Source organism: Massilia sp. IC2-477 (genome assembly GCF_020707265.1).
Lineage (GTDB): Bacteria > Pseudomonadota > Gammaproteobacteria > Burkholderiales > Burkholderiaceae_D > Telluria.
In genome coordinates this window covers 74,559-100,401 of sequence record NZ_JAJFEQ010000014.1, presented here as the reverse complement: position 1 = coordinate 100,401, position 25,843 = coordinate 74,559, and the positions used below count along the sequence as shown (strand labels likewise).

Sequence of the window (25,843 nt, the reverse complement as noted above, 5' to 3'; positions counted from 1 at the left end):
CATCTCATTGCTGAGACAACGCTTAATACTTTTGTGAACATTTGATAATTTAAGTATGCAGCTGAACAAGTCAGCTGGCACCTTCATCAAACGCCCACACTTATCGACTGTTGATTGTTAAAGAACCGTTGTTCTGTACTACCTTGCTGCACCGTACGAAGCGTTGTGTTCGTCAGCAGCAGAGAAGTGAGATTATGCAGTGTTTCGCGTAACTCGTCAACCCCTTGGTTTGCTTCGTTGCAGATTTCTCTGCCGACCTTGCCAACTTAACCATCTGATTTCATTGGACTTTTTCGGTCACGCCTTGCAGCGTCCTGAAGCGGAGGCGAACTATAGCAAACCTGCGGACAGCTCCGCAAGAGCTTGCGCGAACTTTTTTAGAGGAGCCAGTCGATTGGCAAAAACGACAATATCTGGACACCCGCGCGCTGCCACATCGTGGTGCCCGGCTCCTGGTCATGACGACGAACTTTACCCTCGCTGCGCTCGATCCAGTACAGCCTTCCCTGCTCGTCGATGCGGACTTCATAGGCACGCTCCGGCATGCTGTCGTCCAGTGTCTGGTTCAGCCGCCCCGCCATCTGCGGGCTGTCGATGACGAAGCCCATCTCGGTATTCAGGTCGACCGAGCGCCTGTCCATATTGAAGGAGCCGATGAAGACCGTATGGCCGTCGACGCCGAATGTCTTGGCGTGCAAGCTGGAAGCGGAGCTGCCGAAGCGCCCCTTCCCCGTATCGGGCTGCGCCGGCGCCCAGCTGCGGCGCAATTCATATAAGGAGACCCCGGACTCGAGCAGTTCGCGCCGCCACTTCGCATAACCGGCATGCACCGCTGCGACGTCGGTCGCTTCCAGCGAATTGGTCAGCACGCGTACCTGCACCCCGTTGCGGGCGAAGTCGCGCAACGTCCCTGCCGCCGCCTTGCTGGGCACGAAATAAGGCGAGACCAGGTCGACTGCCTTCCTCGGCTCCCCCAGCAGCTTGCGCAGGCCGTCGGCCATGCGCTCTCCCGGCCCGGTCCCGCCCAGCACTTTGGCCGGCGGATCGCTGACCAGGCGCGTGACGCTCCACTCCAGCGGCAGCTCCTGGCGCACCAGCTGCGTCACGAAGGGCGAGGTGGCGATCGCCTCCAGGTAGCGCTGCGCCTCGTCCTGCACGCGGAAAGCGGCAGCCCGTTCGGCCAGCGCCTCGGGACGCTCGGCGCCGTCGGCATCCACCAGTGCCGTGATCGGATAGGCGGACGCGCTGTTCCAGTACTTGTCGAAGTCCTGCGACACCTCGCGCACCACGGGCCCCACCGCCATCACGTCCAGGTCGAGGAACAGCATGTCGCCGGCGGCGCCGAAGTATTCGTTGCCGATATTGCGGCCGCCGACGATCGTCGCCTGGTTGTCTACGGTGAAGGACTTGTTGTGCATGCGGCGATTGAGCCGGCTGAAGTCGGTGAGATAACCGAGCATGCGCCAGCGCCGCATGCCAAAGGGATTGAACAGGCGGACCTCGATGTTGGGATGGCGGTCGAGGGCGGCGAGGACGGGATCGAGCCCGCCGGTATTGTTATCGTCCAGCAGCAGGCGCACGCGCACGCCGCGCGCGGCGGCGCTGCGCAGCGCGTCCAGCATCAGGGTGCCGGTCAGGTCGTTGCGCCAGATGTAGTACTGGACGTCGAGGCTGCGCTGGGCGCTGTGGGTGAGCAGCACGCGGGCCGCGAAGGCATCGCGCCCGTCGACCAGGGGATAGACGCCGGAGCGCCCGGGATGCGCGGCCGCCAGCGGCGCGAGCGCCTGGCCAAGCGGCGTGGCTGCAGTATCCTCCAGCGCCACGCTGCCGCTGCGCTGCCCGAGCGGCGGCAGCGCGCTGCAGCCATACACCGCGACGGCGACGACGATCAAGGCCGCCGTGCCCCGCCGCAGCGCCGTCTTCATGTTCACATGCCTTCGAAGTTCGGCTTGCGCTTCTCGAGGAAGGCCGACATGCCTTCTTTTTGCGCAGGGGTGCCGAAACCGGCGTGGAAGTAGCGGCGCTCGTAGCGCACGCCTTCGGTCAGAGGCATCTGGTAGGCCTGGTTGACGCAGTCCTTGATCTGCATGGCGACCGAGACCGGCATGTCGGCGATGCCCTGGGCGATCTTGATCGCCTCTTCCATCACGCTGTCGGCCGGGTACACGCGCGACACCAGGCCGGTGCGCTCGGCTTCGGCGGCGTCGATCATGCGGGTGGTGAGCAGCATGTCCATCGCCTTCGACTTCGAGATGGCGCGCGGCAGGCGCTGGGTGCCGCCGGCGCCCGGGGTCACGCCGACCTTGATTTCCGGCTGGCCGAACTTGGCGTTGTCCGCCGCGACGAGGAAGTCGCACATCATGGCCAGTTCGCAGCCGCCGCCCAGGCAGTAGCCCGACACCACGCCGACCACGGGTTTGCGGATGTTGAGGATGTGCTCCCAGTTGCGGCCGATGTAGTTGCCCGGGTAGGTGTCCGCCGCATAGGTGTAGTTCGCCATGGCTGCGATGTCGGCGCCGGCGGCGAAGACCTTGTCGCTGCCGGTAAGGACGATCACGTTGACCGCCGGGTCGGCATCGAACTTGTGGAGCGCGTCACCCAGCTCGTTCATCATGTTGTCGTTCAGCGCATTCATCGCCTTCGGACGGTTCAGGCGGATCACGACGACCTTGCCGTGGTTTTCGATCAGCAGATCTGCATATTCCATGTGACATTCCTTTTGTGAGCTTGGACGGATTGCCCGGATTGTAACGTCTCGCGCCCCAGCAAACACGGTATGATTATTTGTTCAGCAATATTCTGTGCGAGATCACCATTCCTCCGTTTGTCACCCACTGGCTCCAGCGGCGCATCCCGGCCGATTCGGTGATGCGCAAGGCGGACTTCCGCCGCTTCTGGTTCAGCAGCATCCTGGCCCACTTCGGCGCCCAGATCACGCTCCTGGCCCTCCCGATTTGCGCGGTGCTGATGCTGCATGCGACGCCGGCCCAGATGGGGACCCTGGCCGCCTTCGAGTCGCTCCCCTTCCTGCTGTTCGGACTCCCCTCAGGCGTACTGCTCGACCGCAGCCGGCGCCTGCCGGTGATGATGGCCAGCGACCTGATGGTGGCGATCGCGCTCGCCAGCGTGCCGCTGGCCTGGTGGCTCGGCGTCCTGAACCTGCCCTGGCTGTACGCGGTCGGCTTCGTGATCGGCGCCGGCCACGTGGTCGGCGGCAGCGCCGAACAGGTGTTCCTCACCTTCCTGGTCGGGCGCGATGGCCTGGTCGACGCGCAATCGAAGTTCGCGGCCACCGAATCGGCTGCGCGGGTGGTCGGCCCCGGCATGGCGGGCGGCCTGGTGCAGTTGCTGGGCGCGCCGATCGCGATCCTGTGCAACGTGGCCGGCTTCATCGTCTCGCTGCTCAACCTGCGCCGCATCCGGACGCGTGAACCGCAGCCGCCGCCATCGAACGCCCACCCGCTGCGCGACATCCAGGAAGGACTGGTCTTCGTGTGGCGCCAGCCGCTACTGCGTACCCTGGCCTGGGTCTCGGCCTGCTGGCACCTGCTGTTCTATGGCTATACCGCCCTGCACGTGATCTTCGCCACCCGCGTGCTCGGCATGAGCGCGGGCACGATGGGGATGGCGAACATGCTCGGCGGCCTCGGCGTGCTGGCGGCTTCGCTGCTGGTCAAGCCGCTGTCGAAGCGCTTCGGCACCGGCGGCGGCATCCTGGTCGGCTTGTGCGTGTCTGCGCTCGGCTTCGCCCTGGTGCCGGCGATCCCGGCGGCGCTGTTCGGCAGCGCAGGCTGGACCGTGGCCGCCTATGCGATGGTGGTGTTCTGGATCGACTGCGGCGCGACCCTGTTCTTCGTGCCCTATATCGCGCTGCGCCAGCGCGTGACGCCCGACGCAGTCTTGGGCCGGATGGTGGCGACCATGCGCGCGCTCACCGTGGCGGCGGCGCCGCTGGGCGCCCTGCTGGCGGGCGCACTGGGCGAAGGTTTCGGCGTGCGCGAAGGCCTGGGCTGCATCGCGGTCGGCGCCCTGCTGCTGGCTGCCGGCGGCGTGTTCGGTACGCGCCTGAAGGAAGCGAAGGAGTGAGTGTTCAGGGAGCTGGGCGCGGCAGCAGCACCCACACCTGGCCGCGCTGCTTCATCTTGCCGGCCCGGTCCATCGCGTCCGGCCCGAAGCCGTAGAAGAAGTCGGCGCGCACGGCGCCGCGGATCGCACCGCCCGTATCCTGCGCCATCATCAGGCGCTGCATCGGCACCTCGCTTGCTGCCTCCGTCGTCGCCAGGAACAGCGGCGCACCCAGCGGGATGAAAGACGGGTCGATCGCCACCGAGCGCCCAGGAGTCAGTGGCACGCCTAACGCCCCCTTCGGCCCGAGCGACGGGTCGGGCAGCTTCTCTTCCCGGAAGAAGATATAGCTGGGATTCACGTTGAACAGCTCCTGGCGCCGGCCCGGATTGGCCGCGATCCAGGCGCGGATGCCCTGGGCCGTGGCCTGCTCCGCGGTAAGTTCGCCCTGCTCCACCAGCCAGCGGCCGATGGTCTTGTAGGGATGGCCGTTCTGGTCGGCGTAGGCCACGCGCACCGTTTCGCCATTCTCGAACTGGACCCGGCCCGAACCCTGCACCTCGAGGAAGAAGGCTTCGACCGGATCGTTCACCCACAGCAGCTCCTTGCCGCTGAGCGGCGCACGCGCGATCTCGGCGCGGCTGCTGTACGGGACCACGGTCTTGCCCGACAGGCGCCCGCGCAGGCGCATGCCTTTCAGCTGCGGATACACGCTGCCCAGGTCGACGGTGAGCAGGTCGTCCGGCACCCGGTAGAGCGGCGTCTGGTAGGCCCCGCCGCGCTTGCGCGAACCGTAGAGCATGGCCTCGTAGTAGCCGGTGATCAGGCCGCTGTCGGCGCCATCGGCGGCGCGCACCAGGTTGGGCACGAACCAGGTCTCGAAGAAGCGCCGCACCGCGCCGGCGTCGCCTGCATCGACGGCGCGGGCGGCGGCGCACACCGCTTTCCAGTCCGCCTTGCCGTTCAGCCCCCGGCACGACTGCAGGAAGGCCGGCATGGCCTGGCGCAGGTCGTCCTGTTCCCAGCCCGGCAGCGCGGCGAAGGTGGTCGGCGTCATCAGGGGAACAGGGGCAGGCGGCTGCGCAGGCTGGACTGGCGGCGCGGGCTGCTCCGGTACGTAGACCGGCCCCACCGGCGGCGGCATTCGCACCGGCTCGGCCGGTTTGGCGGGCGGCTGCGGCGGCGTGGTCGAGCAGGCGGCCAGCAAGGAGACGAGGACCAGCGAAGCGGTTACACTGCGGCGTGTTGAAAGCATAAGGACCGATATGTGGATCTTGATGGTGGAAGCCGGTGTGGCGCTGTTCCTGCTCGTGTTTATCGTCTGGTGGACCATGTTCGCCGGCCGCAAGGACGTGCGCGATGACCCGGCGCAGGAACAGCAGAAACAGCGCGAGGACGAGCAGTAACAGGTCTTAGTGCAGCGCCCCTGGCTGGGCCAGCACGAATTCCGGGATCGGGGCCTCGAAACGGTGCCCGTCCTCGGCCACGCAGAAGAACTCGCCGTGCATCGAGCCCTGCGGCGTCGCGACCTGGGTGCCGCTGGTGTATTCGAACTGCTGGCCTGGCTGCAGCAGCGGCTGGTGACCGACCACGCCCAAGCCGCGCACTTCCTGCACCCGGCTGCTGGCGTCGGTGATGACCCAGTGACGCGAGATCAGCTGGGCGGCGATGCTGCCCGTGTTCCTGATCGTGATGGTGTAGCTGAACACGAACTGGTCCCGGTCCGGGTTGGACTGTTCCGGCAGGTACTGGGTCCTGACGGAGACAGCGAATTCATAGGCGGGCATGGACATTCCTTGCGTGATCGTCAATATTGGTGGAAGCGCCACGGGGCGCAGACGGCAATCATACCGCGCGCCGTCCTTCGGCGTGGTTCGGCAGCAGCGGATGGGGCCTCATCGGCGTAAAATAGCGGATTCCCTTTATTAGCTCGTCCGCCATGACCACCTACCGCATCGCCCCCAGCATCCTGTCCGCCGATTTCGCCCGACTGGGCGAGGAAGTGCGCAATGTCGTCGCCGCCGGCGCCGACATCATCCACTTCGACGTGATGGACAACCACTACGTCCCGAACCTGACCATCGGTCCGCTGGTATGCCAGGCGATCCGCCCGCACGTGCAGGTGCCGATCGACGTGCACCTGATGGTCAAGCCGGTCGACCGCATCATCCCGGACTTCGCCAAGGCCGGCGCCAACATCATTACCTTCCACCCGGAAGCGTCGGAACACATCGACCGCACCCTGCAGCTGATCCGCGATAACGGCTGCAAGGCCGGCCTGGTGTTCAACCCGCACACGCCGCTGCACTACCTCGAGCACGTGATGGACAAGATCGACATGATCCTGATTATGTCGGTGAACCCGGGCTTCGGCGGCCAGTCCTTCATCCCGCAGGCACTGAAGAAGATCGCGCTGGCGCGCCGCATGATCGACGAATCGGGCCGTGACATCATGCTGGAGGTCGATGGCGGCATCAAGGCCGACAACATCGCGGAAGCTGCCGCCGCTGGCGCCGATACCTTTGTCGCCGGCTCGGCGATCTTCGGCAAGCCGGACTACAAGGCGGTAATCGACGCGATGCGCGGCGAACTGGCCAAGGTCGGCAAGTAATGCGGGCCGGCGCCGCGGCGATCAAAGCCGCCATCATCGACCTGGACGGCACCATGCTCGACACGGTGCCCGACTTCGAGGCGGCCCTGAACGGCATGCGCGCCGACCTGGGTCTCGGCCCGATCACGCAAGCGACCATCAAGCCGCTGGTCGGCAAGGGCTCCGAAAAACTAGTGCGCGACGCGCTGCTGCTCGACTGGGATGCGGCGCGCGTGGACGCCGTGTTCGACGAGGCGCTGGCCGGCTACCAGCGCCACTACCTCGCCATCAATGGCGATCGCAGCACGCTGTTCGACGGCGTGATCGAAGGCCTCGCGGCGATGAAGGAACAGGGCCTGCGCCTGGCCTGTGTCACCAACAAGCCGCTGGCCTTCACCACACCGCTGCTGGCGCAGAAAGGCCTGGCGACGTGGTTCGAGCTGGTCTACGGCGGCGACTCCTTCCCGAAGAAGAAGCCGGACCCGATGCCGCTGCTGGGCGTCTGCAGCGCGTTCGATCTGGCGCCATCGCAGGTGGTGGCGATCGGCGATTCGTCCAACGACGCGGAAGCCGCGCGCGCGGCGGGTTGTTTTGTGCTCACAGTGCCATATGGTTATAACCACGGACGGCCTGTACAAGAAATTAATTCTGATGGTATAGTGGGTTCGCTGTTTGAAGCAGCCGCGCTGGTATCTGCGCATAACCACACCGCAAAATAAGTCATCTATACATGTTTTTCACCAAAAAACACACTGTCAACCAGACCGGCGCCCTTGAGGCCTGGCTGTGGCGACGCTGGCAATCCTGGGCTAACTGACCCGTCTTGATTGCTGTCGGCCGCGTGCGTCCGACAGGTTTTTTGAAGTGAACCACCGCCCTCTCCTCCCCTGGGCGGTCTGGAGACAAGCATGACCGAACTCGAATTTAAATCGCTGGCCAACCAGGGCTACAACCGCATTCCCCTGATCGCGGAAGCCTTTGCCGACCTCGAAACCCCGCTCACGCTGTACCTCAAGCTGGCCCAGTCCCAGCAGACCGGGAAGAACACCTTCCTGCTCGAATCAGTCGTCGGCGGCGAGCGCTTCGGCCGCTATTCCTTCATCGGCCTGCCGGCGTCGACCCTGATCCGCAGTACCGGCAAGCGCCTCGACGTGGTGAAGAACGGTGAAGTGATCGAGACCTTCGAGGGCAATCCGCTCGAATTCATCGAGCAGTACCAGTCGCGCTTCAAGGTCGCGCTGCGCCCGGGCATGCCGCGCTTCTGCGGCGGCCTGGCCGGCTACTTCGGCTACGACACCGTGCGCCACATCGAGCGCAAGCTGGAGAACAGCTGCCCGCCGGACGAACTGGGCCTGCCGGACATCCAGCTGATGCTGACCGAAGAGCTGGCGGTGATCGACAACCTGTCGGGCAAGCTGTACCTGATCGTATATGCCGATCCGTCCCATCCGGAAGCCTATGGACGTGCGCGCCAGCGCCTGAAGGACCTGCGCGTGATGCTGCGCCGGAGCGTGGATGCGCCGGTGACCTCGAGCTCGGTGCGCACCGAAGCGGTACGCGACTTCAGCAAGGAAGACTATCTGAAGGCGGTGGCGCGCGCCCACGAATACGTGATGGCGGGCGACCTGATGCAGGTGCAGATCGGCCAGCGCATTCGCAAGCCCTACGTCGATTCGCCGCTGTCGCTGTACCGCTCGCTGCGTTCGCTGAATCCCTCGCCCTACATGTACTACTACAACTTCGGCGACATGCAGATCGTCGGCGCCTCGCCGGAGATTTTGGTGCGCAACGAAGCCCTGCCCGAGGGCGGCAAGAAGGTCACGCTGCGTCCGATCGCCGGCACCCGCCCGCGCGGCGCCACGCCGGAGCGCGATACCGAACTGGCGGCCGAGCTCCTGTCGGATCCGAAGGAGATCGCCGAGCACGTGATGCTGATCGACCTGGCGCGCAACGACATCGGCCGTATCGCCGAAACCGGCAGCGTGCAAGTCACCGACCGCATGGTCATCGAGAAGTACTCGCACGTGCAGCACATCGTCTCGAACGTGGAAGGCAAGCTGAAAGACGGCATGTCCAACCTCGACGTACTGCGCGCCACCTTCCCGGCCGGGACCCTGACCGGCGCGCCGAAAGTGCGCGCGATGGAAGTGATCGACGAACTCGAACCGGTCAAGCGCGGCATCTATGGCGGCGCCTGCGGCTACCTCTCCTTTGGCGGCGAGATGGACGTGGCGATCGCGATCCGCACCGGCGTGATCAAGGACGGCAACCTGTACGTGCAGGCCGCGGCCGGCATCGTGGCCGACTCCATCCCCGAGATGGAATGGCAGGAAACGGAAAACAAGGCGCGCGCAGTGCTGCGCGCGGCCGAACAGGTGCAAGACGGCCTGGATGGGGAGTTCTGACATGCTGCTAATGATCGACAACTACGACTCGTTCACCTACAACATCGTCCAGTATTTCGGCGAACTGGGCGAGGACGTGCGCACCGTGCGCAACGACGAAATCACGTTGAAAGATATCGAAGCGATGGCGCCCGAGCGCATCTGCATCTCGCCGGGCCCGAAGGCGCCCAAGGATGCCGGCCTCTCGCTCGACATCCTGCGCGAATTCAAGGGCAAGCTGCCGATCCTGGGCGTGTGCCTCGGCCACCAGGCGATCGGCGAAGCCTTCGGCGGCAATGTGATCCGCGCCAAGCAGGTCATGCACGGCAAGACCTCGCTGATCGCCCACACTGGCGAAGGCGTGTTCAAGGGCTTGCCGAGTCCCTTCACCGTGATCCGCTACCACTCGCTGGCAATCGAGCGCGCCTCGCTGCCGGACTGCCTGGAAGTGACGGCGTGGACCGACGACGGCGAAATCATGGGCGTGCGCCACAAGGAGTACGACATCGAAGGGGTGCAGTTCCATCCCGAGTCGATCCTGTCGGAACACGGCCACGCGCTGCTGAAGAATTTTCTCGAGCGCTGACGTTTACCGCCAGCCTCAAGACCGTCGTTCCGGCGAAGGCCGGAACCCAATTTTCCAAGAGTAGCCACACTGTTCGAGCTAGTGGTACGCAATGAACTTGGATTCCGGCCTTCGCCGGAATGACGGGATAAAGCTGCGGGCCGAGCGATACGCAAACGACATTCACATACTGGAACCGCCATGCCGATCACTCCACAAGAAGCCCTGCTGCGCTGTATCGAACACCGTGAGATCTTCCACGACGAGATGCTGCACCTGTTCCGCCAGATCATGTCAGGCGAGATGTCGCCGACCATGGTGGCGGCCCTGACCATGGGCCTGCGCGTCAAGAAGGAAACCATCGGCGAGATCACCGCCGCCGCGCAGGTGATGCGCGAATTCTCGACCAAGGTGCCGATGGCCGACACCACCAACCTGCTCGACATCGTCGGCACGGGCGGCGACGGCGCGAACACCTTCAACATCTCGAGCGCCTCGATGTTCGTTGCCGCAGCCGCCGGTGCGCGCGTGGCCAAGCACGGCGGCCGCAGCGTCTCGTCGTCGAGCGGCAGCGCCGACCTGATCGAGTCGCTCGGCGCCCAGATCGACCTGAAACCCGAACAGATCGCCCAGTCGATCGCCCAGACCGGCATCGGCTTCATGTTCGCCCCGAACCACCACGCCGCCATGAAGCATGTGGCGCCGGTGCGCCGCGAACTGGGCGTGCGCAGCATCTTCAACATCCTGGGTCCGCTGACCAACCCGGCCGGCGCCCCGAACATCCTGATGGGCGTGTTCCACCCCGACCTGGTCGGCATCCAGGTGCGCGTGCTGCAGCGCCTCGGCGCCCAGCATGCAATGGTGGTCTGGGGCCGTGACAACATGGACGAAGTCTCGCTCGGCGCCGGCACCCTGGTCGGTGAACTCGTCGACGGCGAGATCCGCGAATACGAGATCCATCCGGAAGACTTCGGCATGTCGATGATCTCGAGCCGCAACCTGAAAGTGGCCAACACCGCGGAGTCGAAAGAGCGGGTACTGGAAGCGCTGCGCGGCGAAGCCGGTCCGGCCACCGATATCGTGGCGCTCAACGCCGGCACCGCGCTGTATGCGGCCGGGGTTGTTTCGTCGATCGAGGAAGGACTGGCGAAAGCCCGTGCTACGATCGCGTCCGGCGCGGCCCTGGCCAAACTCGAGCAATTCGTCACCGTCACGCGCCAGCTCGGCGGCCACCTTCAATAAGAGGACCCAGCATGTTCGGAATCCATGACCTGCCCCTGTTCATTCTTTCCGGACTGCTCCTGAACATCATGCCGGGGCCGGATTCGCTCCTGATCATGACCCGCAGCGCAACCCAGGGCTGGCGCGCCGGCGTCGCTGCCGCCTTCGGCATCGGCACCGGCACCCTGGTGCACATCTTCGCGGCCGCACTGGGCCTGTCCGCGGTGCTGGCCACGTCGGCGACCGCCTTCACGGTGGTGAAGCTGCTCGGCGCGGCCTACATCCTGTGGATGGCGTTGGGACTGCTGCGCAGCCGCAAAGCCGAAGGCACGGCGGCGGCGCCGGTGCTGCCAGCGCTCCCCTACCGGAAGATCTTCGCGCAGGGCTTCCTGACCAATGTCCTCAATCCGAAGGTCGCCGTGTTCTTCCTGGCCTTCGTCCCGCAGTTCATCGACGCCGACGCACCGAACAAGGCGCTGGCCTTCATCATCCTCGGCTGCATCTTCAACTTCAACGGCATGCTGTGGTGCAGTGCGCTGGCGCTCACCACCGCCAAGGCCAGCGAGCGCATCAAGCTCAACCCGACCGTCTCGCTGTGGCTCAACCGCGTCACCGGCGGCCTGTTCGTCTGGCTGGGCGTGAAACTCGCACTGTCCAAGCAACACTAAGGTTTTCCATGTCCGACATCCTGAACAAAATCCTGGCCGTCAAGGCCATTGAGGTGGCCGCTGCGAAGAAGCAGCGCGACCTGCCAAGCCTGCGCCGCGACGTGGAAAGCGACGCCGAGGCGCGCCGGGGCATCCGCGGCTTCGAGAACAGCCTGCGCAAAAAAATCGCCGCAGGCCAGGCCGGCATCATCGCGGAAGTGAAGAAGGCCTCGCCCTCGAAAGGCGTGCTGCGTCCCGACTTCCAGCCGGCCGCGATTGCGCAGAGCTATGCGGCGCACGGCGCGGCCTGCCTATCGGTGCTGACCGACGTGCAGTTCTTCCAGGGTTCGGAAGCTTACCTGCGCGAGGCGCGCGCCGCCTGCACCCTGCCCGTCATCCGCAAGGACTTCATCGTCGATCCCTACCAGGTGTACGAGGCGCGCGCGATGGGCGCGGATGCGATCCTGCTGATCGTGTCGGCACTGGACCACGGCCTGATGGCGGAACTGGAAGCCTGCGCCATGGAGCTGGGCATGGACGTGCTGGTCGAGGTGCACGACGGCGACGAGCTGACCGCGGCGCTGAAGCTGAAAACGCCCCTGCTGGGCATCAACAACCGCAACCTGCGTACTTTTGAGGTCTCGCTCGACACCACGCTCGGCCTGCTGCCGCGCATTCCGGCCGAGCGCCTGGTGGTGACCGAGTCCGGCATCATGGGGCCGGCGGACGTGAAGCGCATGCGCGACGCCGACGTCCACGCCTTCCTGGTCGGCGAAGCCTTCATGCGCGCGCCCGATCCTGGTGTGGAACTGCAGAGACTGTTCGGCTAGCGCGGGCAAGACAAGATACGGAACTCCGGATGATGAGCAGCGTCGAAGTTAAGCGCCCCCGAGGCGCCAACCTGCGACGCTCCTTCATCCGCCATGAACATTTCTCTTCGCAGTAAAGCGCAGCTCCCCCTGCTGGCCGCCCTGGCCGGATGCGCCAGCCCGCCGCCCGTCCCCGTCGAAGAACGCAGCACGGTCGCCGTCAAAGAGGCGGTGGCGCCGACGCCGGCACCCGCGCCGCCGCCATCACTCACCCTCGACGCCTACAAGGCGAATGTGGCGCGCCACATCCTCGATCGCAATGCCGACCGCAGCTTCAGCGGACGCCTGCCGCCCATGCTGCCGGCCGTGGTCGTGGTCAGCATCACGGTGGACCGCGATGGCCAGCTGACCGACGTACAGGTGCAGCGCTCGCGCGACCCCGATGCCTCGCGCGTGGCGCTGGCCTCGATGCTGCGCAGCGGTCCCCTCCCCCGCCCGCACGGACTGCTTGCCGCGAACAGCAAGGCGATCACCTTTTCGGAAACCTTCCTGTTCGACCGCGATTACCGCTTTCAACTGCGCTCTCTCGCTGGCCCACAATAATCGATTGGAGAAATATCGAAAATGCGCGTTGAGTAAGCGATTATCCGATCTTTATTCATGATCCATAAAAATGTTGCAATGGGGACACAAATAGTTTGGAATCGCCGGTTGTCTATAGCGTGAGTGTACTTTATGCATTACTGTGCCCAACGGTGCATATCCTTCATTGCACCGATAACGAAAAACCAGAATAGGGCCTGAAATGAATAAGTTTATCTCCATGTGCGGCGCGGTTGTCGTCGCCTTCGCGGTGAGCGGATGCGCGAGCGTCGGAAGTGAGTCGCTGCGTAAAGAAACCGAAAGCTCGGTCGCACAGAAAATCGTGCAAGGCAAAACCACGAAATCCGAAATTCGTGCGATGTTCGGATCGCCTACGAAAACGACTTTTACCGATGGTGGCCTGGAAGTCTGGAACTACGATTTTACGAACGTATCGGCTGACGCAATCAGCTATGTTCCGATCGTGAATCTGTTTGGCGCTAGCGCAAGTGGCAAGAAGAAAGAACTCGTCGTCCTGTACGACACCGATAGTATCGTGAAACGTTTTTCGATGAGCGAAGCCGACGTCACGCAAAAGACGGGCCTGTTCAACAATTAAGCATGTGTCCGACTTGACTACCGCCCCGCCGGTAGTCAAGTCTCTTCTCTGCAACCGCCGCAAGCGCGACTGTCCGTGTGATGGCTCGGCTATTGGTCCGTTCTCGGAACGGCAAGCACGTCTACACAGGAATGCAGCGTTCCTCTCCTATTCTCAGCGCCCCAGCACATTCAGCACCGCCAGGCTCATGGCCTGCGCCGCCGTCTTGATCGACGGTTCCGGCACCGGCGCGTAGAACGGCGAATGGTTGAAGGCGATCGGCTTGCCACCTTCGCGCTCGGCCTCCGCCACCGCTTTCGGATCGTAGACGCCGGTGAAGAAGAACATCGACGGCACGCCTTCGTTGACGAACAGCGAGAAGTCCTCGCTGGCGGTCATGGCCGGCATGCGCTGGGCGTTGGCGGCGCCGAAGGCGTCCTTGAACACGGCTTCGGTCTTCTGCACCAGCGCGTCGCTGTTGACGATGGCCGCCCCGCCGCTGATCAACTGCACGTCGGGCGCCGGCGCGCCGGCCATCGCCGCGGACGCATTCGCCACGCGGCGCACGCCATCGAGCAGCTTGGCGCGCACGGCCGGGCTGTAGGAACGGATGGTGCCGCGCACCTGCACGCTGTCCGGGATGATGTTGCCGACGGTGCCACCCTGGATCGCGCCGATGGTGACGACGCCGAACTCCTTCGGATCCTTCTCGCGGCTGACCACGGTCTGCACGTCCACCACAAAGCGCGCGGCAATGGTGATCGGGTCGACCGACTTGTCGGGCGCCGAGCCGTGGCCGCCGCGGCCCTTGAACACGATCTCGATCGCGTCCGAGTTGGACGAGACCGGTCCGGAATTGAAGCCCACCGTGCCGTAGGCCAGCGGCCAGGAATGCAGGGCAAAGGCGTAGTCCGGTTTCGGGAAGCGCTTGAACAGGCCGTCGTCCAGCATCGCTTTTGCACCGGACACGATTTCTTCGGCCGGCTGGGCGATGAACACGAGCGTGCCCTTCCACTTCGCCTTCATCTCGGCCAGCGTGCGTGCGGCGCCCAGCCAGCCTGCCATGTGCACGTCGTGACCGCAGCTGTGGGTGACGAAGCTTTCGCGGCCATCGCTGACCGCCTTCGCGCGGCTGGCGTACGGCAAGCCGGTCTTCTCTTCCATCGGCAGGCCGTCCATCTCGGTGCGCACCAGCACGGTGGGGCCGGCGCCATTCTTCAGGACCGCCACGATGCCGGTCTTGCCGACCTTTTCCGTCACCTCGAAGCCGAGCTTGCGCATCTCCGCCGCCAGCTTGCCGGCGGTGCGGACTTCCTGGAAGGCGATCTCGGGATTGGCGTGCAGGTCTTTGTAGACCGTGTCGAGCCAGGGGTACATGCCATTGACCCGGGTGTTGATGTCGGATTTGAGGGGAGCGGAGACCTGGGCTAGTGCGGAAGCGGTAGTGAGGGACAGGACGGCGGCGATCAGGGTGGATTTCAAGGGAGCCTCAGTGCAGGTACGGGTGGAACGCGCGGTCGGCACAGCCGACCACCCTACAAGAACAACACGGCGGCAGCGCCGCCGTACACATTACACGCTGCTTGGGCGCTTCAATGCGGTCGACTTCTTTCCCGCCACCGCCTGCGACAGGGTGATGCCCGGCACGCGGTCGCCCTGCAGGGTCACGTCGAATTCCATCAGCTCGTCGCGGCGGAAGGCATGGACCTTGAGCTTGTCGCCGACGCGGTAGCGGCACAGCAGCGTGTCCACGTTCGACGGGTTGCCGTTGACGCGCAGGCCGTCGATCGCGATCACCACGTCCTGCGCCGACAGGCCGGCGCGGTGCGCGGCGCCGCCTTCGTGGACCTGGTTCAGCTTGGCGCCCAGCGGGTCGCGGCCGATGTTGGCATCGAACGAAGGCTTGCCGCCCTTGCGCTCGTCCACCAGCTTGACGCCGAAGGGGGCGTACAGCTTGGCCAGCGGCAGGTCTTCGGTGCCGCGCACCCAGCGTTCGAACTGGGAGCGCAGGCGGGTGCCCGCCACTTCGTCGAAGACCGCCTCGACCTCCGCCTCGGTGACGCCGCGGCCCGCGCCATCATAGAAATCGCGTCCGAAACGCTCCCACAGCGCCCGCATCACGTCGTCCAGCGACTTCGCGCCGCTGGTCTTGGCACGGATGGTCAGGTCGAAGGCCAGGCCGATCAGCGAACCCTTGGTGTAGTAGCTGATGATGGCATTCGGCGAATTCTCGTCCTGGCGGTAGTACTTGCTCCAGGCGTCGAAGCTGGACTCGGCCACGCTCTGCTTCAGGCGTCCGCTGCCACGCAGCACGCCGCCGACGGTCTTGGACAGCAGCTTGAAATAGGTCGCTTCGCCGATGATCCCGGCGCGTACCAGCATCAGGTCGTCGTAGTAGCTGGTGAAGCCCTCGAACAGCCAGAGCAATGGGGTGTAGTTCTCGACCTGCAGGTCGTAGGGCGCGAACGCGGCCGGCTTGATGCGCTTGACGTTCCAGGTGTGGAAGTACTCGTGGCTGCACAGGCCCAGGAAGCGCAGGTAGCCCTCGCCCGGTTCGGCGCTCTTTGGCGCCGCCAGGCTGGGCAGGTCGGCGCGCGCGCAGATCAGGGCGGTCGAGGCGCGGTGCTCGAGGCCGCCGTAACCGTCGCCGACCGCCATCGTCATGAACACGTAGCGGTCCATCGGCGCGCGTTTGGCCTCCGGCTCGAAGAAGGCGATCTGGGTTTCGCAGATGGCTTTCAGGTCGGCCTGCAGGCGCGCCATGTCGAGGTTGGGCACGCGGCCCGTGATCACGATGTCGTGCGGGATGCCGTGCGCCTTGAAGGTGGCCAGCTCGAAGTCGCCCATCTCGACCGGGTGGTCGATCAGCTCGTCGTAATTGGCCGCTACGTAGGTGCCGAAGCCATAGCGCTTGGCGCCCAGTTCCTTCATCGCGGTGGCCACGCGCCAGCTTTTCGCCAGCGGGTCGCCGGGGCGCTGGATGTCGACCTGGTGGGCAAGCGCTTCCTGCCCTGCCACGCGCAGGAACACGCTGGTGCCGTTGAAGAAGCCGTGGGTCTGGTCGAGGTGGGCGGCGCGCACCGACAGGTCCCAGGCATAGACCTCGTAGTGCAGGGTCAGCGGACCGGCCACGCGCGCGGCACGCCACGAGTGCTTGTCCAGCTTGGTGAGCAGGACGTCCTGGCCGGCGCTCTCAGCGCGGATGCGCACGATGTTGCGGGCGAATTCGCGGATCATGTAGCTGCCCGGAATCCATGCGGGCAGTGCGAACACCTGCCCTTCCGGATCGGGCGCCGCCACCGTCACCGTGACATTGAACAGGTGCCCGGCCAGGTCCTTCGGCACGATGGTGTACAGGATGGCGGGCTGCTCGGGCTTCTTTTTAGGGGAAGGTTTTTTCATATTGTTTGGGTGCTCATGCGGCAATGGTTGCGTCCTAGTGTAATCGCATTCACCAGGACTGGAAACAATCGCATGCATATGTCATGCCAGCAGATCCGAAGGAGTGTCGATGTCGCGCAGGATGCCCGGATCGTCGACGACGAGCTCGGTGACCGGACAGGTTTGCAGCAGCCGGCGCGCGCCCTGGTCTCCGCCCAGCGCCAGCAGCGCATCGCGATGTTCGGCTCCGAAAGCCACCGGATTGCCGCGCCGTCCGCCATGGGTCGGCACGGCGATACCGGCGCCGTCAAATACGGCGTCGCGCAGCGCGGCCAGCGTGGATTCCCGGACGTAGGGCATGTCGCCGAGCGCCACCAGCCAGCCCTCGGCCGGCAGCGAATGGCGGATGGCCTGCACCAGCGAGGCGCCCATGCCGGTATCGGCCTCGGGGCAGATGGCGACGTCGCAGCCAAGCGCGCGCAGGATGGCGGCGACGCCGCCGTCGTCGGGCGGGACGACCGCGATCACGCGCGGGACACAGGAAAGGAGATGGCGGGCGCTGGCGGCGACCACGAGGTCGCCGCCGGGCAGCTGCTGCAGCAGCTTGTTGCGCCTGCCCTCGGGATCGAAGCGGCGCCCCCGGCCGGCGGCAAGCAGGATACCGGCCAGTTTCATGGCCTTACGCCGTGGCCAGGTCGAAAGGCAGCTTGCGCAGGCGCTTGCCGGTCAGCCGGAACACGGCATTGGCAAAGGCCGGCGCCAGCGGCGGCAGGCCCGGTTCGCCGATGCCCGTGGGCGGGTCGTTCGAGGGCACGATGTGGACCTCGACCTGCGGCATCTCGTGGTGACGGGCCACCACATAGTCGCCGAAGTTCTGCTGCTCGACCACGCCATCCTTGAGCGTGATCGCAGCGCCCGGCAGGGTCATGCCCAGACCCATCAGGGCCGCGCCCTGCACCTGCGCCTCGATCGACAGCGGATTCACCGCCTGGTTGCAGTGCACGCCCGCCACCGCGCGGTGCAGCTTGGGCACGCCGTCGACCACCGAGGCTTCGACCACGTAGGCCACCACCGAGCCGAAGGACTCGTGCACGGCCACGCCCCAGGCGCGCCCTTTCGGCAGCTTCTTCGTGCCATAGCCGGACTTCGCCACCGCAAGATCCAGTGCGGCGCGGTGGCGCACATGCTTCTCGCCCATCAGCTTCTTGCGGTAGGCAACCGGATCAGCCTTGGCCGCATGGGCCGCCTCGTCGATCAGGGTCTCCATCACGAAGGCCGTGTGGGTTGCACCCACCGAGCGCCACCACAGCACCGGCACGTTCTGCCTGACGCCGTCCACGCTGAGATTGAGCGGTACGGCGTAGGGCTCGCCCATGCCTTCGATGGTGCTGCCGTCCACGCCATTCTTGACCATCATCGGCTCGAAGATGGTGCCGGCCATGATCGACTGGCCGACGATTTTGTGGTCCCAGGCGACGATCTGGCCATTGGCGTCGAGGCCGAGGTCGGCGCGGTGCACATAGGATGGGCGGTAGTAGCCGCCGCGGATGTCGTCCTCGCGGCTCCACACCAGCTTGACCGGACCGCTCTTGCCGGCAGCGCGCCACGCCTTTGCGACACGCAGCGTATCGCCGATCCAGTCCGAGGCCAGGACCGCGCGGCGGCCGAAGCCGCCGCCGGCCATCATGGTGTTGATGGTGACCTGCTCGGGTTTGAGGCCGAGGATCTGCCCCGCCACCTGCTGGTCGACCGTTTGCGACTGCGTGCCCGCCCAGATCGTGCAGGCCTCATCCTTCAGATCGACGACGCAGTTGAGCGGCTCCATCGGCGCGTGCGCCAGGTACGGGAATTCGTAGACGGCCGAGATCCTGTGGGCGGAAGTCGCCAGCTTCGAGACGTCGGCCGCACGCGCGACCGCCCCGCCCGGGGCCTTGGCCAGCTTGCGGTATTCGTCCAGCTGCCGCGCGCTGTCGACTTTCTCGACGGCGCCCGTATCCCATTCGGCCTGCAGCGCTTCGCGCCCCTGTTTTGCGGGCCAGTAGCCGGTCGCGAACACGGCGACGCCGCGCGCGCCGCGGTCCAGCTCCACTTCCAGCACCTCGAGCACGCCCTTGACGGCGCGCGCGGCGCCGGCGTCGAACTTCGTCACTTTCGCGCCGAACACCGGCGGGCGCGCCACCAGCACGGTGACCGCGTTCTCCGGCTTGAAATCGATGCCGAACTGCTGGCGGCCGCTCGACTTGGCGCGCGCATCGATGCGGCGCATTGGTTTACCGATGTAGCGGAAGGCCTTCGCTTCCTTCAGCACCACGGTGGCGGGCACCGGCTGCTTCATCGCGGCGTCAGCGAGCGAGCCGTAGCTAGCCTTCTGGCCGTTTGGGCCCAGCACCATGCCTTTGGATGTCGTGCATTTGGAAGGCTCGACCTTCCACTGCTCGGCGGCGGCCGCCACCAGCATGGCGCGGGCGCGCGCGCCGATCTCGCGGTACTGGGTGTAGCCGCGCGCGATGCTGCCCGAACCGCCGGTGATCTGGATGCCGAAGGCTGGGTCCTTGTAGACCTCGCCGGCCGGCGCCAGCTCGCCGCGCATCTGCGACCAATCGGCGTCGAGTTCTTCCGCGATCAGCATGGGCAGCGCGGTATGCACGCCCTGGCCGAACTCGAGGCGGTTGACGATCACGGTGACGGTGTTGTCGGGTGCGATGCGCAGGAACGCGTTGGGTGCGTACACCTTGGCCTCGGCAGCCTGGGCGAAGCGGTTCGCGCCCGGCAGGGTGAAGCCGAGCACCAGGCCGCCGGTGGCGGCGGCGCCAGCCTTCAGGAAGCCGCGGCGCGTCAGGCCAGCTCCCACGGTGGAGCGGTCGATCCAGTCGAATTTCATGGCGCGCTCCTCAGGCCAGGGTCTTGGCGGCATCCTTGATGGCCGCGCGGATCCGTTGGTAGGTGCCGCAGCGGCAGATGTTGCCGCTCATCGCGTTGTCGATGTCGGCGTCGAGCGGGCGCTTGTTGGTGCGCAGCAGGGCGACGGCGCTCATCACCTGGCCGCTCTGGCAGTAGCCGCACTGCGGCACGTCGTGCTTGACCCAGGCGTCCTGCACCGCCTTGCCGACCTTGTCGTTCTCCATCGCTTCGATGGTGGTGATTTTTTGACCCTGCACGCTCGCGATCGGCGTGACGCAGGCGCGGATCGGGTTGCCGTCCAGGTGTACGGTGCAGGCGCCGCACAGGGCCGCGCCGCAGCCGAACTTGGTGCCCGTCATGTTGAGGTTGTCGCGCAGTGCCCAGAGGATGGGCGTGCTCGGATCGGCGTCGACCTGGAGGTCGCGCCCGTTGATGTTCAAGGTGACCATGTACTGCTCCCTGTTGTGGACTGCGTTGTTGTTCTTTTACTCGTGGCCGGCTTCAGCCGGCCATCATTGTTATTTCAGCGATTCGAGCTTGGCTTCCAGCCCCTTCAGGTCGACCGCGCCGGGAATGCGCGAGCCGTCAGTGAAGAAGATGGCCGGGGTGCCCTGGATGCGCAGCTTCTGGCCGAGGGCCACCACCTTGTCGTTCGGCGACTCGCAGGCGGCGGGCGCGGTCGGCGGCAGCTTGCCGTTGATCATCCAGTCATCCCAGGCCTTGACGCGATCGGGCGCGCACCAGATGTTCTTCGACTTCACGAACGAATCCTCGGACAGGATGTTGTACATGAAGGTGTAGATGGTGACGTTGTCGATGTCCTTGAGCGTGGTCTGGCGCAGGCGCTTGCAGTAGCCGCAGTTCGGGTCCTCGAACACGGCGATCTGGCGCTTGCCGTTGCCCTTGACCTGTTTCAGCGCCATTTCGAGCGGCAGGTCGGAGAACTTGATCTTGTTGATCTCGTCGACGCGGGCGCGCGTCAGGTTGGTCGAGGTCTTGGTGTCGTAGACGTGACCGATGAACAGGTACTCGCCCTTCTTGTCCGTGTACAGGATATCGCCGGCCACGCGCACTTCGTACAGGCCGCCATAGGGAGTCTCGCGGATCGCCTCGATCTTGGCGCCGCCCAGGCGCGGTTCGAGCGCCTTCTTGATGGTGGCCTCGGTGGTGTTCTGCGCTTCGACGCAGGATGCGAGCAGGCCCGTCGCCAGCAGGACGGCGACCTTCGTTTTCAACATGACAATTCCTTAGGTGGTGCTTCTGGGTGGATTACTTGCCCATCGCATGCGCTATCAGGCGCCGCTTAACGGAAGGCAATTTATCGAGCAAGTTTAATCCGAAATTACGCACGACGCGTAGGGGTTCGAGGTTGGCGCCGAACAAACGCTCCAACCCGTCGGTGGCCCATTGCATCAAGAGCACGTCTTCCTTGCGCTTGCGGGCATAGCGCGCCAGCACCCGCTCGTCGGCGATGCCGCGCCGGTCTTCGCGTTCGCGCAACACCTGCAGCAGGTCGACGATGTCGCCGAAACCGAGGTTCATGCCGTGGCCGGCCAGCGGATGCACCGCATGGGCGGCGTCGCCCACCAGGGCCACGCGCGGCGCCACCAGCGAATGCGGGCGCACCAGCGCCAGCGGCACCGCCTTGACGGCTTCCGGCTGCAGGGGACGCAGGGTGCCGAGCTTGTCGTCGGCGTATTCGGCCAGGCGGATCGCCATCTCGCCGAGCGATTCGTCCATCAGGGTGTCGGCCAGGGTTTCCGGAGCCGACCACACCAGCGAGACGCGGTTGCCGGGCAGCGGCAGCAGCGCGATGATGCCGTCGGCGCAGGTGAACCATTGATAGGCCACGCCATGGTGCGGCTTGTCGCAGGCGAAATTGGTGACGATGGCGCGCTGGTGGTACATGCGGTAGTCGACCCCGATGTCGCACTGCCCGCGCACCCAGGATTCGCGGCCGTCGGCGCCGATGACCAGTTCGCAGGCGATCTTCGTGCCGTCTTCCAGTACGACCGCGGCGCCCAGCTCGCTGCAGCTGAGGTCGCAGGCGCAGCCGGAGACAATCTGGACGTTGGCGGCAAACTTCAGGGCCGCGTCCAGCGCGCCGTTCAGGTTGCTGTCCTCGACGATCCAGGCCAGGGTGCCGACATGGGCGCCGAAGGCGTCGAAACCGAGGTTGCCGCCCTGCTGCCCATCGCCGCGGATATCCATCGCATCCACCGGCTGCACGCGGGCCAGGTCGAGCGCGCCCCACACCTTGATCGAGGCCAGCAGGTCGTGCGCCGTGTGGTTCAGGGCGTAGACCCGCACGTCCCAGGGCTTGTCCGCCGCGGACAGGGTCGCCGTCTCGGGCGCCGGACGCGCCGGCGGCACCAGGAGGGTGACGCTGTATCCCGACTGGGCGAAACCGAGGGCGGCAGTCTTGGCGATGGCGCCGTTGCCGACGATGCAGACGTCGCTGCGGTATTGGGCGGAAGTGGTGGTCATGAAATACATTATAGCGAGATGTCAACAGCGCGCCCGGCCGTCCTTGTAGCGTGCCGGATGCGCGGGGGCTTGCGCAGATGAAAATCGCTGGCTATAATCATGCCTCTCTTGGCCTGGTAGCTCAGTTGGTAGAGCAGAGGATTGAAAATCCTTGTGTCGGTGGTTCGATTCCGCCCCGGGCCACCAAGATTCCAGAAAACGCCACCTTCGGGTGGCGTTTTTGCATTCCGAGGTCGCCATGCACACACTCCCTCCCTGCCCGCAATGCCGCTCCACCCTCACCTATGAAGACGGCGGCGGCCAGTACGTCTGCCCGGAATGTGCCCACGAATGGCAGGTAGAGGCGCAAGCGGCCGAAGCGGGCCGGGTCTGGCGTGATGCCTCCGGCACTATCCTGCAGGATGGCGATACGGTCACCGTCATCAAGGACCTGAAGCCGAAAGGCTCGGGCGGCGTGATCAAGCAGGGCACCCGGGTCAAGAACATCCGCCTGGTCGACGCCGACCACGACATCGACTGCAAGATCGACGGTTTCGGCGCGATGAGCCTCAAGACAGAATTCGTGCGCAAGGCTTGAGTCAGGCGCAAAACGGCACTGTAATTGGCGACTGTCGGAAAATCTTACGCCCTGCTCTCCCTGCTTTTCGTGCTGTCTTATAAATCAACTGCTTAGTTTCGTGGCATAAAAGTTGCTTACAATGCCATACCGACTGTCACTCGCACAGTCGACACACCAGACACACTAGGGAGAACTTATGACGACTCGACGCCTTGGCGCGAAACTGTTTCGCGCTATTCCTGCCTTGACCCTGGCCCTTGCCGGAGGCGCCGCTAGCGCCGCTCCGGTTTACTGGACCGACTGGACTGGCGCCGATGCCGATCCCGGCCGCGGGTTCATTGGCAACGGCAGCATCACCACCGCAAGCACGACCCTCAACGTCACCTATACCAACGCCGCCGGCATTGGCTTCTACCAGTCCAGTGGCGGCACCAATTACTGGTCTCCGGGCCTTCCTGCCGCCAACTCGCCATACACCAGCGCCCAGGTCGACAACGCGCCCAGCGACAGCGACATCATCGCGCTGCAGTACGCGGGCAACCAGACGCTCACGTTCTCGCAAACGGTCCTCAACCCGGTATTCGCCTTTGTCAGCCTGAACGGCAACGGCTATGCCTTCCTGAACCAGGACTTCGAGATCCTCAGCTATGGCGCCGGCCTTGGGGCCGCAGCGCCCGGCAATAACAGCTGCGGCCATTACGGCTGCGGCAGCGTGACCAAGCAAGTGATCGATCTCGGGGGCGGCAACATCGAATACCGCCTGATCGGCACCGGGGAACCCCACGGCGCGATCCGCTTTACCGGGGCATTTAATTCGCTGAGCTGGCGCAGCATGACGAGCGAATACTGGAATGGCTTCACCGTCGGCGTGCAGGGCATTGCGCCGGCCGCCGTCCCCCTTCCGGCCACCTGGCTGCTAATGGTCGCCGGCGGTGCGGGACTGCTCGCCTCGCGGCGCGGCCGCAAGACGGACCGCTGAGGCATCAGTGCTTTTCGGATGCGCAAAGCGCCACCTTCGGGTGGCGCTTTTGTCTTCCTAGCGCCGTTCGGCTTTCGATCGCGCGAGATAGGCGCGCAGTTCGTCGAAGCTGACCGCGCCACGGCGCGCGGTATCGATGGCCTCGAAGTGTTTGGCGACGAAGCCGAAGCCCTTGGCTTCTTCGGGCGTCAGGCTGCCATTATTGTCGCGGTCGGCCGCCCGGAACTGCGCCTCGAGCTTGGCCAGCGCCTGCGCCTGCAGCGCAGCGCCGGCCGCGGGCGGCGGCGCAGGCGGCAGGTTCCTCAGGGCCGGCGGCAACTGGGCGTCGCCGACCGGCTCCTGCGCGCTGGCCGAACCCACCGCAATCATCAGCAAAAACAGGATAGGCATGGTCTTCATTGTGCCACCGATACGCTGTTGTAGAAGGCGCGCAGGTCGGCCTTCTGCAGGCGCCGCACCTCGTCGTCGAGATAGCTCATGTGCCCGCTGTTGTAGTTGCGGATCTGGATCGCGGCCCCGGGGCCCAGCCGTGCCAGATCGAGCTCGGTCTGGTAGAAAGGCGTCGCCAGGTCATGGTAGCCGCTCATGGCGATCACCTTCAGGGCGGGATTCAGGGTCATGGCCGCGGCCAGGTCCGGAATCGTGTCCGGCAGGGGTTTGCCGTCGTGGCTGAAGTTCCACAGGTTCAGCACGTTGTTGGAGCCGATGTAGTTCGTGAGCGCCGTGTAGCGCAATTCGTTTTGCAGGTAATTCTTGACGCTGCCGTTGACGGCGGGGCCGACCACCGTCAGCGACGGGTCGCCGTCGACCGTCAGCGCACTGCCGCTGGGCGCCTTCACCCGGGCATCGTAGCGGCCAATCATCTGGCCCGGCAGCAGGCGCTGGCGGTAGGCGCCCGGCACCATCGAAAAGTCCTGGCGCCAGGTCGCCGCCGCCAGTCCCGTATAGGACACCAGCTGGGCGATGCTCGCCTCGCTCGGCGCGGTCTTGTTCGCGATGAAGGCATTGACTTCGCTGCGGTAAGGGCCGGCGGCGAATTCGCGCGCTTTCTGCAGCACCGTCGAGAAGTCGGTCGGCAGGCTGCCGTTCTGGTGGTAGTACGACACCGCCGCATAGCTCGGGATATAGCCTTCGCAGCTGGCCTGGCCAGGATTGAACATGCCGCAGTTGCTGGTGTAGTTCATGGCGGCCGACTGCAGCATCACGCCGGCCACGCGCACGCCGGCGCTCTCGAGCAGGTTGGCCAGCACGGCGGCGCGCGGCGCGCCGTAGGATTCGCCGAACAGGTAGAGCGGCGAGGCTTGCCGGTTGTTGACGGCGAGGTAGCGCCGCACGAAATCGCGGAAGGCCGCCGCATCCTGGTCCACGCCCCAGAACTGGGCATTGGTGCGCGGCGCGATCGCCTGCGAATAGCCGGTGCCGATGGCATCCACGAACACCAGGTCGGAGTGATCCAGCAGCGTTTCCTGGTTGTCGACCAGGTTGCCCGCCACGGCGGCAGGCGTGGTGGCCGGGAAGCTGGTCGCCAGCCGGCGCGGTGCGAACGATCCGATGTGCAGCCAGACCGAGGACGAACCCGGTCCGCCGTTGAAAAAGAAGGTGAGCGGCCGCTGCGCCGCGGGCAAGCTGCCGGCGGTATAGGCGACGTAGAAGAAGGAGGCCGCCGGCTGGCCGCTTGCCAGGTCGGTGGCGGTCAGGTGGCCGGTGGTGGCGGTATAGTCGAGCGGCTTGCCGTCGAGGGTGATCTTGGCCTGGACCTTGGCGGCCTGCTCCTGCGCGCTGGGCAGCGAGGCCGTGGCCGCGCCCGAGTACAGGACCGGATCGGCGTAGCTGCCCGGCAGCGCCGTGACCGGAGGCGGTTGCTGCACCACCGGTGGCGGCGCCGTTGCCGGGGTGCCGCCCCCACCTCCTCCGCAGGCGGCCAGGCTGGCGGCCAGCAGTATGCCGGTCAACCTGACGAAGTGAACGGTGTGCTGCGGTCGGTGCACGGAAGAGTAAGCCATGATTGTTCTTGTAAATATCGGCGGTATGGGCCGATTATCCACCTGCCGCCAAAAAACTCAACAGTAAAGCGG

Annotated in this window: 26 protein-coding genes and 1 tRNA gene; 14 read left to right on the top strand and 13 right to left on the bottom strand. The window is 65.3% G+C overall.

The features are described 5' to 3' along the window. Positions 1-377: 377 nt before the first annotated feature. Both LK542_RS22620 and LK542_RS22615 read right to left on the bottom strand, forming a co-directional pair. Positions 378-1,925 (bottom strand): phospholipase D family protein, encoded by a 1,548-nt coding sequence (locus tag LK542_RS22620; RefSeq protein WP_227813680.1) that lies wholly within the window; start codon positions 1,923-1,925, stop codon positions 378-380. Positions 1,926-1,927: 2 nt separating this feature from the next. Then, positions 1,928-2,707: an enoyl-CoA hydratase gene (locus tag LK542_RS22615; RefSeq protein WP_227813679.1), complete on the bottom strand. Its 780-nt coding sequence runs from the start codon at positions 2,705-2,707 to the stop codon at positions 1,928-1,930. Positions 2,708-2,784: 77 nt separating this feature from the next. On the opposite strand from LK542_RS22615, the gene LK542_RS22610 reads away from it, so the two are divergent. After that, positions 2,785-4,086 (top strand): MFS transporter, encoded by a 1,302-nt coding sequence (locus LK542_RS22610; RefSeq protein ID WP_227813678.1) that lies wholly within the window; start codon positions 2,785-2,787, stop codon positions 4,084-4,086. 4 nt (positions 4,087-4,090) lie between these two features. On the opposite strand, the gene LK542_RS22605 is transcribed toward LK542_RS22610, so the two are convergent. Further along, the gene (locus tag LK542_RS22605) at positions 4,091-5,320 is read right to left on the bottom strand and encodes a murein transglycosylase A (RefSeq protein WP_227813677.1); all 1,230 of its coding nucleotides are present in this window, start codon (positions 5,318-5,320) and stop codon (positions 4,091-4,093) included. Between the two features lie 10 nt (positions 5,321-5,330). On the opposite strand from LK542_RS22605, the gene LK542_RS22600 reads away from it, so the two are divergent. Further along, positions 5,331-5,471, top strand: a complete 141-nt coding sequence (locus LK542_RS22600; protein WP_227802930.1) for a hypothetical protein — start codon at positions 5,331-5,333, stop codon at positions 5,469-5,471. 6 nt (positions 5,472-5,477) lie between these two features. Here LK542_RS22600 and apaG read toward each other — a convergent pair whose 3' ends face one another. Beyond that, a complete protein-coding gene (apaG, locus tag LK542_RS22595; RefSeq protein WP_227813676.1) occupies positions 5,478-5,852 on the bottom strand; it encodes a Co2+/Mg2+ efflux protein ApaG in 375 nt (124 codons plus the stop codon). 152 nt (positions 5,853-6,004) lie between these two features. Here apaG and rpe point away from each other — a divergent pair, with 152 nt between their 5' ends. The 9 genes from rpe to LK542_RS22550 all read left to right on the top strand — a co-directional run bounded on the left by rpe (position 6,005) and on the right by LK542_RS22550 (position 13,482). Then, positions 6,005-6,676, top strand: coding sequence for a ribulose-phosphate 3-epimerase (gene rpe / locus LK542_RS22590; RefSeq protein WP_159696604.1), 672 nt, complete (start codon positions 6,005-6,007; stop codon positions 6,674-6,676). Then, entirely contained in the window at positions 6,676-7,374 is a 699-nt protein-coding gene (locus tag LK542_RS22585) for a phosphoglycolate phosphatase (protein WP_227813675.1), read from the top strand. The genes rpe and LK542_RS22585 overlap by 1 nt, the downstream gene beginning before the upstream one ends. Before the next feature lie 189 nt (positions 7,375-7,563). Continuing rightward, entirely contained in the window at positions 7,564-9,060 is a 1,497-nt protein-coding gene (gene trpE / locus LK542_RS22580) for an anthranilate synthase component I (RefSeq protein ID WP_227813674.1), read from the top strand. Between the two features lies 1 nt (position 9,061). Next, a complete protein-coding gene (locus LK542_RS22575) occupies positions 9,062-9,625 on the top strand; it encodes an aminodeoxychorismate/anthranilate synthase component II (protein ID WP_227813673.1) in 564 nt (187 codons plus the stop codon). Positions 9,626-9,805: 180 nt separating this feature from the next. Next, positions 9,806-10,846: an anthranilate phosphoribosyltransferase gene (trpD, locus tag LK542_RS22570; RefSeq protein WP_227813672.1), complete on the top strand. Its 1,041-nt coding sequence runs from the start codon at positions 9,806-9,808 to the stop codon at positions 10,844-10,846. An 11-nt stretch (positions 10,847-10,857) separates the two neighbouring features. Then, on the top strand, positions 10,858-11,493 hold the full coding sequence (locus LK542_RS22565; RefSeq protein WP_227813671.1) for a LysE family translocator: 636 nt from the start codon (positions 10,858-10,860) through the stop codon (positions 11,491-11,493). An 8-nt stretch (positions 11,494-11,501) separates the two neighbouring features. Beyond that, positions 11,502-12,302 carry an indole-3-glycerol phosphate synthase TrpC gene (gene trpC, locus LK542_RS22560; protein WP_227813670.1) on the top strand — a complete coding sequence of 267 codons (801 nt, stop codon included), beginning with the start codon at positions 11,502-11,504 and terminating at the stop codon, positions 12,300-12,302. Positions 12,303-12,395: 93 nt separating this feature from the next. Further along, a complete protein-coding gene (locus tag LK542_RS22555; RefSeq protein ID WP_227813669.1) occupies positions 12,396-12,884 on the top strand; it encodes a TonB C-terminal domain-containing protein in 489 nt (162 codons plus the stop codon). Between the two features lie 202 nt (positions 12,885-13,086). After that, positions 13,087-13,482 (top strand): hypothetical protein, encoded by a 396-nt coding sequence (locus LK542_RS22550; protein WP_227813668.1) that lies wholly within the window; start codon positions 13,087-13,089, stop codon positions 13,480-13,482. Positions 13,483-13,635: 153 nt separating this feature from the next. Here LK542_RS22550 and LK542_RS22545 read toward each other — a convergent pair whose 3' ends face one another. The 7 genes from LK542_RS22545 to LK542_RS22515 form a co-directional block, all read right to left on the bottom strand. Further along, positions 13,636-14,943 (bottom strand): amidohydrolase, encoded by a 1,308-nt coding sequence (locus LK542_RS22545; RefSeq protein WP_227813667.1) that lies wholly within the window; start codon positions 14,941-14,943, stop codon positions 13,636-13,638. A 90-nt stretch (positions 14,944-15,033) separates the two neighbouring features. Beyond that, the gene (locus LK542_RS22540) at positions 15,034-16,863 is read right to left on the bottom strand and encodes a M61 family metallopeptidase (protein WP_227813666.1); all 1,830 of its coding nucleotides are present in this window, start codon (positions 16,861-16,863) and stop codon (positions 15,034-15,036) included. A gap of 81 nt (positions 16,864-16,944) precedes the next feature. Next, entirely contained in the window at positions 16,945-17,517 is a 573-nt protein-coding gene (locus LK542_RS22535) for an NTP transferase domain-containing protein (RefSeq protein WP_227813665.1), read from the bottom strand. 4 nt (positions 17,518-17,521) lie between these two features. After that, positions 17,522-19,723, bottom strand: a complete 2,202-nt coding sequence (locus LK542_RS22530; RefSeq protein WP_227813664.1) for a xanthine dehydrogenase family protein molybdopterin-binding subunit — start codon at positions 19,721-19,723, stop codon at positions 17,522-17,524. Positions 19,724-19,733: 10 nt separating this feature from the next. After that, positions 19,734-20,192, bottom strand: a complete 459-nt coding sequence (locus LK542_RS22525) for a (2Fe-2S)-binding protein (RefSeq protein WP_227802916.1) — start codon at positions 20,190-20,192, stop codon at positions 19,734-19,736. A gap of 69 nt (positions 20,193-20,261) precedes the next feature. Continuing rightward, entirely contained in the window at positions 20,262-20,981 is a 720-nt protein-coding gene (locus LK542_RS22520) for a DsbC family protein (RefSeq protein ID WP_227813663.1), read from the bottom strand. 31 nt (positions 20,982-21,012) lie between these two features. Further along, on the bottom strand, positions 21,013-22,230 hold the full coding sequence (locus LK542_RS22515; protein ID WP_227813662.1) for an FAD-dependent monooxygenase: 1,218 nt from the start codon (positions 22,228-22,230) through the stop codon (positions 21,013-21,015). Positions 22,231-22,340: 110 nt separating this feature from the next. On the opposite strand from LK542_RS22515, the gene LK542_RS22510 reads away from it, so the two are divergent. From LK542_RS22510 to LK542_RS22500, 3 genes are all read left to right on the top strand, one after another. Next, positions 22,341-22,416: transfer RNA gene (locus LK542_RS22510), tRNA-Phe, on the top strand. A gap of 52 nt (positions 22,417-22,468) precedes the next feature. After that, positions 22,469-22,807 (top strand): zinc ribbon domain-containing protein YjdM, encoded by a 339-nt coding sequence (locus LK542_RS22505; protein ID WP_227813661.1) that lies wholly within the window; start codon positions 22,469-22,471, stop codon positions 22,805-22,807. Positions 22,808-22,985: 178 nt separating this feature from the next. After that, positions 22,986-23,768, top strand: a complete 783-nt coding sequence (locus LK542_RS22500; RefSeq protein WP_227813660.1) for a PEP-CTERM sorting domain-containing protein — start codon at positions 22,986-22,988, stop codon at positions 23,766-23,768. Between the two features lie 57 nt (positions 23,769-23,825). Here LK542_RS22500 and LK542_RS22495 read toward each other — a convergent pair whose 3' ends face one another. Together LK542_RS22495 and LK542_RS22490 are read right to left on the bottom strand one after the other, a co-directional pair. Further along, positions 23,826-24,158, bottom strand: a complete 333-nt coding sequence (locus LK542_RS22495; RefSeq protein ID WP_227813659.1) for an EF-hand domain-containing protein — start codon at positions 24,156-24,158, stop codon at positions 23,826-23,828. Positions 24,159-24,163: 5 nt separating this feature from the next. Continuing rightward, on the bottom strand, positions 24,164-25,771 hold the full coding sequence (locus LK542_RS22490) for a S10 family peptidase (protein ID WP_227813658.1): 1,608 nt from the start codon (positions 25,769-25,771) through the stop codon (positions 24,164-24,166). Positions 25,772-25,843 lie beyond the last annotated feature (72 nt).

Coding starts and splice junctions, on each gene's coding strand:
- trpE (WP_227813674.1), top strand. CDS start 7,564: ATGACCGAACTCGAATTTAAATCGCTGGCCAACCAGGGCTACAACCGC.
- LK542_RS22505 (WP_227813661.1), top strand. CDS start 22,469: ATGCACACACTCCCTCCCTGCCCGCAATGCCGCTCCACCCTCACCTAT.
- LK542_RS22575 (WP_227813673.1), top strand. CDS start 9,062: ATGCTGCTAATGATCGACAACTACGACTCGTTCACCTACAACATCGTC.
- LK542_RS22605 (WP_227813677.1), bottom strand. CDS start 5,320: ATGCTTTCAACACGCCGCAGTGTAACCGCTTCGCTGGTCCTCGTCTCC.
- LK542_RS22495 (WP_227813659.1), bottom strand. CDS start 24,158: ATGCCTATCCTGTTTTTGCTGATGATTGCGGTGGGTTCGGCCAGCGCG.
- LK542_RS22620 (WP_227813680.1), bottom strand. CDS start 1,925: ATGAAGACGGCGCTGCGGCGGGGCACGGCGGCCTTGATCGTCGTCGCC.
- LK542_RS22600 (WP_227802930.1), top strand. CDS start 5,331: ATGTGGATCTTGATGGTGGAAGCCGGTGTGGCGCTGTTCCTGCTCGTG.
- LK542_RS22565 (WP_227813671.1), top strand. CDS start 10,858: ATGTTCGGAATCCATGACCTGCCCCTGTTCATTCTTTCCGGACTGCTC.
- LK542_RS22520 (WP_227813663.1), bottom strand. CDS start 20,981: ATGTTGAAAACGAAGGTCGCCGTCCTGCTGGCGACGGGCCTGCTCGCA.
- trpD (WP_227813672.1), top strand. CDS start 9,806: ATGCCGATCACTCCACAAGAAGCCCTGCTGCGCTGTATCGAACACCGT.
- apaG (WP_227813676.1), bottom strand. CDS start 5,852: ATGCCCGCCTATGAATTCGCTGTCTCCGTCAGGACCCAGTACCTGCCG.
- LK542_RS22530 (WP_227813664.1), bottom strand. CDS start 19,723: ATGAAATTCGACTGGATCGACCGCTCCACCGTGGGAGCTGGCCTGACG.
- LK542_RS22525 (WP_227802916.1), bottom strand. CDS start 20,192: ATGGTCACCTTGAACATCAACGGGCGCGACCTCCAGGTCGACGCCGAT.
- LK542_RS22550 (WP_227813668.1), top strand. CDS start 13,087: ATGAATAAGTTTATCTCCATGTGCGGCGCGGTTGTCGTCGCCTTCGCG.
- LK542_RS22585 (WP_227813675.1), top strand. CDS start 6,676: ATGCGGGCCGGCGCCGCGGCGATCAAAGCCGCCATCATCGACCTGGAC.
- LK542_RS22535 (WP_227813665.1), bottom strand. CDS start 17,517: ATGAAACTGGCCGGTATCCTGCTTGCCGCCGGCCGGGGGCGCCGCTTC.
- LK542_RS22515 (WP_227813662.1), bottom strand. CDS start 22,230: ATGACCACCACTTCCGCCCAATACCGCAGCGACGTCTGCATCGTCGGC.
- LK542_RS22500 (WP_227813660.1), top strand. CDS start 22,986: ATGACGACTCGACGCCTTGGCGCGAAACTGTTTCGCGCTATTCCTGCC.
- LK542_RS22540 (WP_227813666.1), bottom strand. CDS start 16,863: ATGAAAAAACCTTCCCCTAAAAAGAAGCCCGAGCAGCCCGCCATCCTG.
- LK542_RS22555 (WP_227813669.1), top strand. CDS start 12,396: ATGAACATTTCTCTTCGCAGTAAAGCGCAGCTCCCCCTGCTGGCCGCC.
- LK542_RS22490 (WP_227813658.1), bottom strand. CDS start 25,771: ATGGCTTACTCTTCCGTGCACCGACCGCAGCACACCGTTCACTTCGTC.
- LK542_RS22615 (WP_227813679.1), bottom strand. CDS start 2,707: ATGGAATATGCAGATCTGCTGATCGAAAACCACGGCAAGGTCGTCGTG.
- trpC (WP_227813670.1), top strand. CDS start 11,502: ATGTCCGACATCCTGAACAAAATCCTGGCCGTCAAGGCCATTGAGGTG.
- rpe (WP_159696604.1), top strand. CDS start 6,005: ATGACCACCTACCGCATCGCCCCCAGCATCCTGTCCGCCGATTTCGCC.